The sequence below is a fragment of the candidate division WOR-3 bacterium genome, from assembly GCA_016934535.1.
Lineage (GTDB): Bacteria > SDB-A > SDB-A > SDB-A > SDB-A > JAFGIG01.
This window is the reverse complement of sequence record JAFGSQ010000066.1, coordinates 16,120-27,603: the sequence shown is the minus strand read 5'-3', so window position 1 is coordinate 27,603 and position 11,484 is coordinate 16,120. Positions and strand designations below refer to the sequence as shown.

The window sequence follows — 11,484 nt, the reverse complement described above, 5'->3', positions numbered from 1 at the left end:
TGCCATTCATCAGGAACAGATACATTGTTCATTTACAAAACAACCGACCACGGCTATACATGGGATGTGGTTTATTCCATGAATCCAGGCTCAGGTGGACAATTACTGGATTTCGATATGAAGTTAGAACCTTTTGTTACCGATAATCCCAATATATACCTTATATGGGCTGACTCAGTCCCCGCTTCCGGATATAGGCTTTTTTTCGGAGCTATTCAACCGGGCGTAACATCAATCTGGTATGAGTTCACTGATTCTGATTACGACAGCACCTTTCAAGTGGCGATGGACGTAGAACCTGATTCGAATCCCTTCATTGTTATTTCCTGTATAAGCCTTTACTATACCGCCGGAGAAACTCAATGGTACACGGCATCTTCTGCTGACGGAGGAGCTGTCTGGGACGTGTACGGTCCTCACACTTCATCTATGGGACCCATGGAAGTTACCGCCGCGTGCAATGACTCCGACGTTTTTTATGTCGGATCAATCTACACTCAGTCCAGCAACAGATTCAGGACATGGGGTAACCAATCTGGCTTTGTCAATGTATCTTCGGCAAACGATACTGTAAGATATACACCCAATATAGTAACACAAAAGTATCATGCGTATCCGTCCAATTACGTCTATGGACTCTACACACAGGGGACCGATCCAAGAGTATATTACAATTACAGCACTGACGGAGGAGCGAATTGGCAGACACCTGCAATCTGGTCTATGTCCGGTGATGTCTATTCAAACAATCCGAACATGAGACTGGGCTGGGACATGACTGTTGACAGACCTGCCGCTTGCTGTTACATCGAAGGCGGCTCCTTCGATTCTCTCGTCGCGGCTTTGATGACAAGTGATTATTATTCATGGGACGGCAGAATAATTCCGAATGACTATAATCTTACAACAACAATGCCGGCTCAAATTAATGCGTCGATGGTTCATAACGGAAGATTTCTGATATACAGGGAATACAATGTCAATAATATCTGGTTCGACCGGTGGGATCATTACAACCAAGTTGAAGAAACTCCAAACATTTTACCGGACGCAAACTTTTTCAGCGTATTTCAATCTTCGGGAATAATACAAATTCGCTTTTCGACACCTACGAACCAGCAAATCAAAATCGAAGTGTATGATATACTCGGAAGAAACATCAATACACTGGCAGAACGCAACTTCTCGGCCGGAGAACATAATCTTGAGTGGAACATGACTGGAAACAACGGTGAAAAAGTGGTTGCCGGAACCTATTTCATCAATTTCACCACGGAAACAAGGAAAGAGACCAAATCGGTTCAAGTTTTTTGACGGACAGATACCTTATAAAAAAGCGGAGGGAAAACCCTCCGCTTTTTGTCGCACTTTAAAAGCTTTGGACTATATATCCAGCCTTATTCCGCATGAAAAAAGATACATAGGTTCATAACCCTCGCTGAAATAGACGTTCAGTTCCGGTACAATTTTTATATTTATAAAAGAACTTATGCCTCCTCCCAAGACAAGCCCCAAGGGGTTTTTGGGAATATAAGCGGTATCTTCAGCCGGCATAGGCTGAGTAGAGTTGGGCTGTTCATGAACAAACATCGCTTTTATGCCTGTGTAAATGTTGTCGTTGCCGGCGAGAGCCATCAAATAAAGACCGTTTGTTCTGAAACTTACCAAAGCACCTACATCTCCTGATATCATTACCGGGGTTTCGAAGAACCTGTATTTAACATCTGAAAATAAATTGAACGCTCCGCCTTCGTAGATTGTTGCCTTGCATCCGAAATCGAGATTGTGTTTCAATCCCGCTCTTGCGAAAACGTCAATGCTTCCAGAGCCAAACCTCGCCTCTCCGGAATCCGAAAAAATAAACTTGCTTCCCGCGATTCCCACAGAATAATCGCCTCTTTCGAGAGTTTTGGGTGACTGGAGGGTAGAATACTTGATGCAACCGGACAAAAGAAAAAGTACTAGAAGGCTATATAATCGCGTTTTTTGCATAAATTATAAATCTCCTCTAAGATGACCATTATTATAAACTGAATTCAAGCCGGATATAAAGGAAAAAAATTTTCATTTTCATAATCCGGTTTAATATTCAATTAATGCCAGTTTAGTATTATAATAAATAGAATCAACCGATATACAAAGGAGGAAGCATGAAGTATGTAATGTTAATAGCGGTGTCGTTTGTATTTACCTCACTGTCGGCCGGCACAGGACCGTCCGGATTTCACACTTCTCCAGCATATGTTACAAATTTACCTGAAATGACCGATTCCGATGAAGCAGGACTTCTTGAAACCACACCATATCAAGCCTTGACTCCGCAGGAGGAAATAAATACAGGATCGGAGCCTTCGGCTTTCGCGCCTCTTTGGGGACCCGATCTTCTGGTCACCGATCAATGTCAGATAAACTCCAGGTACAACATAGCGATGGATTTCGACGCGAACGCTTATATTTACGCCGCCATACAGTCCAGCCACGACGGCGGGACCGACACGCTTTTCATATTCCGGTCCACCGACAACGGTTACTCGTGGAACATGATTCACTGGGATTGCGTCGGATCTGGCGGAAAGCTTTTAGACTTCGACATGAGACTCGAACCTTACACGACCGACGATCCTGAAATCTACATCATTTGGGCGGATTCAGAAGTCAACGTTGGTTACAGGCTTTTTTTCGGGGCGATAAGACCTAGTGGAATCGCAAGATGGTTCGATTTTTCAAACTCTGAGTTCGACAGCACGTTTCAGGTCGCCATGGACGTCTCACCGGACTCGAACCCTTTCATAGTATTCTCATACATCAGCTACACAAGCACTGCAGGTGAAACCAGCTGGCAGACGGCAGTTTCTGCAGACACCGGTTTATCATGGACAAACACTGTTCATAACAGTACTTCTGGTCCGATGGAAATCACAGCTTCTTGTTTGGACGCAAATCATTATTACGTCGGCACGATATACACGCAGTCTTCAAACAGATTCAGAAGTGGATGTTATAACGGCTCCTGGACCCATGATAACATTTCAACAAGCGTTGACATCGTAAGGTTCACACCAAGCATCTGTACACAGAAATACAGCTCGTATCCGTCCAATTACGTCTACGCACTGTACACAGAAGGGGCCGATCCGAGAATCAACTACAACTACAGCTCTGACGGCGGTTCTTCCTGGACAGGACCTAGCCAGTGGTCGATTTCCGGTGACGTCACTTCGTCACTGCCGAACATCAGAATCGGCTGGAATCAGACAAGCGACAGGCCCGTAGCTTGCTGTAACGTGGCGGGAGGGACTTTTGACACTCTGGTCTGCGCGATGGTTGAATCCAACCTGCAGACTTGGTATCTCAGAGCCGCAGTCAACGACTACCCCCTGACAGGAAGTATGCCGGCCCAGATAACCTACGCACTGGTCGCACCGATTAACGGAAGAATTGTCATTTACCGGGAATACGGAGAAAACAACATCTGGTTCGACAGGTGGAATTACATGAACCAGGTCGAAGAAACACCGGACATTTTACCGGACATGACCTCTTTCAGCATATCCCAATCTTTTGGAAAAATAAACGTTCGCTTTTCGACACCGACGGACCAGCATGTCAGAATCGAAGTGTACGATATTCTCGGAAGAAGAATCAACACGCTGGCAGACAGAATATTTTCGGCCGGTGAACACTCTCTCGAATGGAACACGACCGGCATTAATGGTGAAAAAGTCGTTGCCGGAACATATTTCATCAATTTAATTTCTGAAGACTTTAAGCAGACCAGTTCTATACAGTTGTTTTAGTATTTCGACGCAATAAATATTTAACAGCTTGATTCTGAAAATTTTAAGGGAAGAGAAAATACTCTTCCCTTTTTTCTTGGTCTAAAATTATCCCTAAATCCAAAAAGCGGTTTTATTCGTTACAATTTATGTTATAACATTATACTTGACGTATTGTAAAATATAATATACATAATGTAATTATTATTGACCTAAAAGTAAATTATAACAAAGGAGCGGGCATGTCGGCAAAGTTGTTTTGGACACTTCTTCTCGGATCGGTTTTTCTCACGGCGTCTTTGAATTCCCAGGTCTACTTCTTCGACCATCTGGTTAAAGACAGCTACACCTGGACGATGACGGTAGCTGCAGGTGACATTAACGGAGATTCACTGCCGGACATTATCGGCGGAGCTTACAGCAACGACACGATTTTCTGGTGGGAAAACACCGGCGGTTTGAATTTCGTAGAGCACGTTGTCGACAGCGATTTCGGAGGATGCCGCGTTGTGGACGCAGGGGATATGGACGATGACGGTGATCTTGACGTGTTGGCAACAGCCGGTTCTGCAGACAACATGATCTCCTGGTGGGAAAACGACGGCACGGGCGATTTCTCCGAACACGTTGTGACAAGTACTTTTCAGGGTGGACACACCGTCCACTGTACCGACCTCGATCAGGACGACGATATGGATATTCTCGGTTCGGTCTGGGGCGGAGGATGTTCGTTCGCATGGTTCGAAAACAACGGCAGTCAGAGTTTTACCTTCCATCCCCTTGATTCTTCATACAGCAGTTGTCCGTGTATATACGCCGAAGACATCAACGGAGACGGTCACAAGGATGTCATAGGATGTTCGTACGCATCGAGCACAATTCTTTGGTGGGAAAACGACGGAAACGAAAATTTTACCAAACATGTTCTGACTTCGACCTTCAGCCTTGCACACTGGGTTTACGCCTGCGACATAGATTCCGACGGCGACACTGACATTTTAGGCGCCGCTTTCGGCTCCGGCGTTGTCGCATGGTTTGAAAATGACGGAAATGAAAATTTCACCTACAATCCGCTTTCACCTGCTTACTCCGGCGTCACTTGCGTTTTCGCATCTTACGTTAACGACGATTCTCTGATCGATATTCTCGCTGCGGCAGAAAACGCAAACACAGTGACCTGGTGGGAAAATAACGGAAACGGAACTTTTACCAACCATCTGATTTCAAACTCGTTTGGAGGAGCAAGCCACGTCACAACGTGCGACATAGACCTGGACCAGGACATGGATGTCTTAAGCGCCGGCAGGTTCGCAAACAGCATAGTTCTCTTTGAAAACAGGGATGCCTCGGACATTACAGACCTGCACCTTGCCGGATTTAAAGTGCGCGGTCCCTCAAACAGCTACCATATTCTTCCTGGTGAACAGGGATCCCTTGAATTCCGTCTTCTCTGCGACACGCTTTACAACACCGCTGAAAGCGTCTTCGTTGTTGCGACTGTAGACAATTCAACCATACAGTTCATCCAGGACAGCTGTTTCATGGGAAACGTCAACCCGGGCGACACTCTCGACAATTCATCGAACCCGTTTGTTTTTGAGGTTGACGACACGGTACAAACGTCCTGGGTGGACGTCACTTTACATGTTTTCAGCGATCCTCAGAGCCTGACGGATTCGATTGAAGTAAGATTTTTAGTCGGAGAAATACCGGAGATCTGCATCGTCAATGCAGACCCCTCCGGAAATTATCTGTACAAATACATTGATCCGATTGAAAATTTAGGTTTGATCTGCGATGTTTACAACAGGTTCACAGAGGGTCCTATCGGTAACCTGATACTCGACTACGAAGTGGTTGTCTGGTTTACGGGAGATGCAGACTCAGCCGTAATAACTCCCGACGACGTATCGGACCTATCCATGTTTCTGGATTCCGGAAAGAAATTGTTTCTCACAGGTCAGAACATAGCGGAAAACCTTCAGGGTCAGCAATTTTTATCCGAATATCTTCACTGTTTCTGGCTGGGCAACACAAATACACAGGCTTGCGACGGAATATCCGGAAGCATTTTCGACGGACTCCAGATAAGGACTTCAGGCGGCCAGCCCTCCAATCAGAACTCAAGGGACGATCTGAATCCCATTAACGGCGGCACAGGTCTTTTTCAGTATTGGAATTCTTCATCAATGGCAGCCGTCGGTTACAGCGGAAATTATGAACTGGTTTTCTTCGGTTTCGGATTTGAAGCGATATATGGAACTACTCTTTTTGCCCCCCCTGATACGGTCATGAGAAGAATTATGGATTACTTTTCAGTAGGAGTTGAAGAAACCGGACAATTTCCCTTTGAATTTCAAATAATACTGAGTTCTCCTTCGATTTTCAGAGATTGTCTGGACATCAGATTTGAAATCCCGAAGGGTATAACCGGCAATGTCAAAATTTTCGATTTGACCGGCAGGGAAATTCTTTCTATAGGCGAAAACCTTCCGGAAGGAGAATACCATTTTCCCTGGAACGGCAGAGACGTTCAGGGACAAAAAATATCTTGCGGAACTTACATAATAAGTTTGGATTGCGGAATATCAACCCTGGCTAAAAAAGTGTTTTTCATAAGCAATTAGGATAAAGCATATTTGAACTTCAATTCAATTTATACAAGAAGTAATTCAAAACCGAGGCGAAAGAGACCCACAGTAAATAGGGAATCAGAAGAATTGAGGCTGTTTTTGAGATTTTGAAAAAAAGGATGATAGTCAAAAGAATGGCCGTCCAAAGGAAAAATATTTCGACAAGACCCGCGAGAGGGTTTTTCAGACCAAAGAAAAGGAAAGACCAAAGCAAGTTCAAAAAGAGCTGTATCAGAAACACTGTAATCGCAGGTTTGTAAAATGAACTTCGGGTATGATAAGCCCATACAATGAAAAAAGAAACACCCATCATCAGATACAGAGTAGTCCACACCGGTCCGAACAACCAGTTTGGGGGATTGAAGGAAGGCTTGTTAAGTCCGGCATACCAGCCGGGAATGTTCTTCATCGTGAAAAAAGAGCCGATTATACCCGCGAGCTGAGGGAGAATTATCGAAATGGCGAGTTTTAGAAAACTGGTTTTATTCATTTTTATCTCCTTTTTTCATTTACAAGTTTTAAAGCTTTTATGGCGCTTTTTTCCTTGTCCTTTATCTCGAGCATGAGATCAAAATCGAATCCATCCGAGTCCTTTAAAAACTTGACGAAATGATTCTTTTCAAGCGTCTCAGCGTGCGACCCTTTTCTCGATCCTCTTTTCTGGGAACTGTAATCAATCATAGGGGTGCCGTTTTTCTTACTCCATGTTTTGGCGGATTTTTCAAGAGCTTCCGAAAGAATCTCGCCGGAGTTGCAGACCTCGTGATGAAACACATCAAAAAGAACTGGAACTCGGATTTTGTCGTATATTTCCATACAGTCCTTCAATCCGTAATGTCTGTCGTCGTTTTCGATTACCAAACGCTTTTTGATCTTTTCTGGTAATTCTAAGTAATTTTCGGCAAATCGCAATTTTGAAGCTGTCTTATCGTCATAGACTCCTCCCACGTGAATCTGTATCTTCGCCGTAGAATCGAGACCGAGCGAATCGAGCAAATCGCAGTGATATTCGAGTTCTTCGATGCTTCTTTTGACAATTTTGCTGTCTCTCGCGTTTATTATAGTGAACTGGTCGGGATGCATTGAAATTCTCATTCTGTTCTTTCTTATAAACGATCCCAAGCTTTTCAATTCGTCTTTAAAATGATTGAGCCAGTCAAACTCCATGACCGGATGCGATGCAAAAGGCACCAAGTCGGAACTTATTCTGAAAAATAACAATCCTTTATCAGCGTTGAATCCCAATATTTTTTTCAGACAACAGATGTTGTTTTCTACTTTTGCAATTAAATTTTCTTTTGTGAAATTTCGAAGTCTGAAAGTTGAATTTGAAGTACAGTCAATACTTCGGTTTATGCAAGGGTACCCTATATTCATATAAATTTCAAAGATAATCGAAATTTCTCATTGGTCAATGTTTACAAACTAATTCATTAATCCATAGAATTGAAACGCATTAAGACTGAGCCGTGATTTTATATTGATTGATTTTTTTAAACGGAAAAGACATAATTATTATACTATAAATGATTATCATTTAAATTCATCTTTATATCAGATAAGTTCTTATGCATTTTTCAAGCCAAAAAACTCTAAGTTATCCACAATTTTGTCAACACAGCGCGGTGAATACTTTGTTTATCTGCACATGTTTCATCGGTTCAACATTTCAAGCGCATGTAACGCTTGTTCGAGCTATACGCTATTCGTTGCAATTTTGTGACTTACTTGGGCTCAATATTTCGATATTTACTGACATGCCCGAAGTCAGATATCCACACAAAAATTTTAAGGGTTTTTTACAGTAAAAATACAACAAAAAAATAAAAGAACTGTTTATTTAACTTCTTTTGAGTAAGTTAGATATTTTTTTCTCAACGACAGTTTCGCTCCGAAAAAAATAAAAAACAGTCCGGGAACCTGAACCAAATGAAATATTCCGTTGTGATCGAATTGCCATAAAAACATAACAGAAAAGTTTCCCGAAAACTGAATCAGCGCGGCTGTCAATGTGATTAATATTCCGGCTATCATGTAAACTGAACTGTAATTTCTATTTCTTAAAATCAGATACAAATAAACCGTGAAAGAAAAAACAAGAGCCGTGAGCTGAAATACTTTCATTATTATGTCGTTTGTATTATGTAAAAAAGAAATCGCACCGCACGTCAACGCAGTTAATACAGCAATCGAAAATGACAAAAATCTTATCCTTCTTCTGAATAAATCACAATAAGCCGCCAAAGCGAAAAGGGATATTGACAAAGCCAACGAAGCTTTTATCGGAATCCAAAAATTAAACTTCGCGTTTTCATCCCAGATTATTCCGTGAAGCATTGCGCCCAGCGATGAAGCCACGAACAGAAGAAAAAAAACCGACGACCACAGCAATGGTTGCCTGTTTTTCATTTTTACGTGTTCAAATAAAAAATATGCACAAAATACTGCGCTTATTGCCGACAGAGCCAGATCTGTTATTGAAGTGGTCTGTTCTGTCTGAATTGATATAAAATTCATATATACACAATATAAGAAGGGATAATAATTACCCCTTCTTACCTTTTTTATTAAAGTTTTTTGTCTTTCCCGGTTTACCTTGTCAAAATCATTTTTCTTGTAGCTGAATTGTCCCGAGTTTCTATGTTTATGAAATAAACTCCGTTCGAGATGAACTTACCTTCGCCGTCAGTTCCTGCCCATGACAGAGAATGACAACCGGCGGGTTTATAAGATTCAGTCAAAACAGCGACCACTCTTCCGGTCGCGTCGTAAACTCTTATTCCGACGTCGCCGTCTGAAGGTAAAACGTAGAAAATATCGGTCCCTCTGCCAAATGAGTTAGACAGCGAGAAAGAAAAATCTCCCTCATAACCGGCAGAGGGATTTTCTTCGATAGAAGATTCGCTGACGCCGAGTATCTCGACATCGTCAATGTTCCAGCCGCAATAAACCCATCCTCCGTCTGTCGTACCCATGACCCATCTCAGGTAAACTTCGCTCTGATCGTCGGCAACCTGTGATATGTCGTAGCTGAATTGATTCCACGCGTTGTCTGCTGTTTCGCTGTCGGGATTCTCCCATATAGTAAACCAGCTTCCGGATCCTGCCTTGACTTGTATTTTCGCGTGATCGTATGAAGATTGTTCGACGCCGAGCCATCTGTAAAATCTAAGCTCAGTGTTGTACACGCCGGTCAGGTCAATGGCGTTTGTCGCCAGGTATTTTTCAGTCATGTTGTTTGCATAATCGCCGTTTAGATTGTATCCGTAAACATTGTTGCCCGTGTAACCTGAAGTCGGGTCGGGATTTCCGTGTTGTCCTCCCTGGCCGGTCGGAACGCCGAACGCCCATTGCAGGTCGCAGTTCCATCCCGGATTCGTCTCAAAACCCCAGAAATAAACAGTCTGATTTGCTCCTACGACGAGTATTATTTCTCTCTCAGTTGAACCGAGCTGATTCGTCTGATTTTGAAATTGAATCGTCGCCCTGTAAGCTCCGACAGGAAGACTGTTCGCCGACGAATTTATCGAAAAAATGATTGATGCGGTGTCGGTGTTTGTCAGAGATCCTGTAACCGGTCCCGTGACACTAAGCCAGTATGCATTGAAACTTACCCCGACAGTGTAATCTATCTGACCTGAACCGTTGTAAGTGATGTCGTACTGGAATTGATCAGGAGAAAATGGTCCTCCTGGAAGACCCTGTGATTTTGAATCTGTATCCGGCGTCACTTTTATACCCATTTCCATCGCACACGCTTTTATGCAGAAATTTCCGGTCTGAGGATAGGGGTTGCCAGCCCAGTTATAGAGGTCGTGCCATTGCCCTCCCTCTTTGTAATAACTTTCATTCGGATCAGCCGAAGACTGAACAACCGTCCTGTAACTCGCTCCGAGAAGGACAGGCACGTCTGAAGTTCTGTCGTACGGCTGCCCGCCCTCGGAAAGACTGAGATAGGCATAAAAAGTGTCTCCTTCGAGAAAAGACGGTGCGGAATCGAGATCAACTGTGTAAAAACCTTTTCTTTCGCAAATTCCTGTTTCTTCCGCGAGAATTCCCGAAAGCTGCGATCCGTCAAAACTTTCATAAATTCTTATTGTGTATTCAGCGCTGTCTGCGGCTGCAAAAAAGCTCACTCCGGTTATTGAGTGATCGCCGTTCGCGACAAACACGTTAAAAGCTTCCGAACAGTCGGTTTTGGTGTCTCTCCAGCCATGGTAATCGTGATAATATATCGTGTCGTATTTCATCACTTCCACATGCTGAAAAGAAACCGCGCCCATCTGAGGTTCCTGGCAACTGTATTTGTCGTAATATGATATCCAGAAAAATCCGTCGTTTCCCCATGACGGGCCCCAACTGTTTTTGACGAGCCACGCTCCCGGCAGAGGCGCCTGGGTGCTCAAGTTGTCGTCCCATCCGATTATGGCCACAGCGTGGTTGGGCATTTCCGTGCTCGTCGGAGGCTGGTAGTGGATATAATTCGAAATGTATGACGAATTGTAGCACATACACGTTCCCAGAACGCCGTAAGTCATAACAGCTTCTTTGATCGCGTTTATGTTCTCGAGATTTTCCCCCGCCGTCAGCCACCAAACCTGTCTCGGATAATAATACCTGTATGTGTCGAGTCTTCTCTGGGGAGCTGATGAATAAGACTGTCCGTCAATGTCCCTGACCGCACCTTCTCCTCTGCTCAGATAAGCGGTTGTCACCATGTAGTCTCCGCCTTCGTGAACAATCAGTCCGCTTCCTGTGGGAGGATCTATGTCGTCGTTGTTCCACTGATTGAAACCATTCCACCAGTCGAGGTGATACTCGGCGAGATTCGGTTCGCCGGTGTCGCCTGCGGCTGTCCACGCTCCCGTTATCAGCAGATTGCCTTCAATAGAAGCCATGGCACCATGCGTCCAGCATGTTCCACCCTGCTGATTTTTCACCGAGGTTACATAATTTATCCCTCCATAGTTTCTCAGATCGAAACTGGCCGGCGGATCCGCCTGAACTGAAGCGAAAACAAAAATCATCAGAAAAAAGATACTTTTCATGACGCCTCCTTAAATATTACAAAATTA

General features: G+C 43.7%; 8 protein-coding genes. 3 read left to right on the top strand and 5 right to left on the bottom strand.

Annotation, left to right across the window (positions count from 1 at the left end; translation table 11 throughout):
• Window positions 1-1,314 (top strand): T9SS type A sorting domain-containing protein (locus JXL83_09460; GenBank protein MBN2364345.1); only part of this gene is annotated, 1,314 nt, incomplete at its 5' end.
• Between the two features lie 69 nt (window positions 1,315-1,383).
• Here the strand turns inward: JXL83_09460 and JXL83_09455 are convergent.
• On the bottom strand, window positions 1,384-1,992 hold the full coding sequence (locus JXL83_09455) for a hypothetical protein (protein ID MBN2364344.1): 609 nt from the start codon (window positions 1,990-1,992) through the stop codon (window positions 1,384-1,386).
• A 158-nt stretch (window positions 1,993-2,150) separates the two neighbouring features.
• Here JXL83_09455 and JXL83_09450 point away from each other — a divergent pair, with 158 nt between their 5' ends.
• Window positions 2,151-3,797 carry a T9SS type A sorting domain-containing protein gene (locus tag JXL83_09450; GenBank protein ID MBN2364343.1) on the top strand — a complete coding sequence of 549 codons (1,647 nt, stop codon included), beginning with the start codon at window positions 2,151-2,153 and terminating at the stop codon, window positions 3,795-3,797.
• Window positions 3,798-4,018: 221 nt separating this feature from the next.
• Window positions 4,019-6,403, top strand: coding sequence for a VCBS repeat-containing protein (locus tag JXL83_09445; GenBank protein ID MBN2364342.1), 2,385 nt, complete (start codon window positions 4,019-4,021; stop codon window positions 6,401-6,403).
• Between the two features lie 19 nt (window positions 6,404-6,422).
• Here JXL83_09445 and JXL83_09440 read toward each other — a convergent pair whose 3' ends face one another.
• From JXL83_09440 to JXL83_09425, 4 genes are all read right to left on the bottom strand, one after another.
• The gene (locus JXL83_09440) at window positions 6,423-6,899 is read right to left on the bottom strand and encodes a tryptophan-rich sensory protein (protein ID MBN2364341.1); all 477 of its coding nucleotides are present in this window, start codon (window positions 6,897-6,899) and stop codon (window positions 6,423-6,425) included.
• Window positions 6,900-6,901: 2 nt separating this feature from the next.
• The gene (gene uvsE / locus JXL83_09435; protein MBN2364340.1) at window positions 6,902-7,786 is read right to left on the bottom strand and encodes a UV DNA damage repair endonuclease UvsE; all 885 of its coding nucleotides are present in this window, start codon (window positions 7,784-7,786) and stop codon (window positions 6,902-6,904) included.
• Window positions 7,787-8,245: 459 nt separating this feature from the next.
• A complete protein-coding gene (locus JXL83_09430) occupies window positions 8,246-8,926 on the bottom strand; it encodes a hypothetical protein (protein ID MBN2364339.1) in 681 nt (226 codons plus the stop codon).
• Window positions 8,927-9,000: 74 nt separating this feature from the next.
• Entirely contained in the window at window positions 9,001-11,457 is a 2,457-nt protein-coding gene (locus JXL83_09425; GenBank protein MBN2364338.1) for a T9SS type A sorting domain-containing protein, read from the bottom strand.
• Window positions 11,458-11,484: the final 27 nt, after the last annotated feature.

What these genes read in the sequence shown, in the direction of transcription:
- uvsE (MBN2364340.1), bottom strand. Translation starts at nt 7,786, where the DNA reads ATGAATATAGGGTACCCTTGCATAAACCGAAGTATTGACTGTACTTCA.
- JXL83_09455 (MBN2364344.1), bottom strand. Translation starts at nt 1,992, where the DNA reads ATGCAAAAAACGCGATTATATAGCCTTCTAGTACTTTTTCTTTTGTCC.
- JXL83_09430 (MBN2364339.1), bottom strand. Translation starts at nt 8,926, where the DNA reads ATGAATTTTATATCAATTCAGACAGAACAGACCACTTCAATAACAGAT.
- JXL83_09425 (MBN2364338.1), bottom strand. Translation starts at nt 11,457, where the DNA reads ATGAAAAGTATCTTTTTTCTGATGATTTTTGTTTTCGCTTCAGTTCAG.
- JXL83_09450 (MBN2364343.1), top strand. Translation starts at nt 2,151, where the DNA reads ATGAAGTATGTAATGTTAATAGCGGTGTCGTTTGTATTTACCTCACTG.
- JXL83_09440 (MBN2364341.1), bottom strand. Translation starts at nt 6,899, where the DNA reads ATGAATAAAACCAGTTTTCTAAAACTCGCCATTTCGATAATTCTCCCT.
- JXL83_09445 (MBN2364342.1), top strand. Translation starts at nt 4,019, where the DNA reads ATGTCGGCAAAGTTGTTTTGGACACTTCTTCTCGGATCGGTTTTTCTC.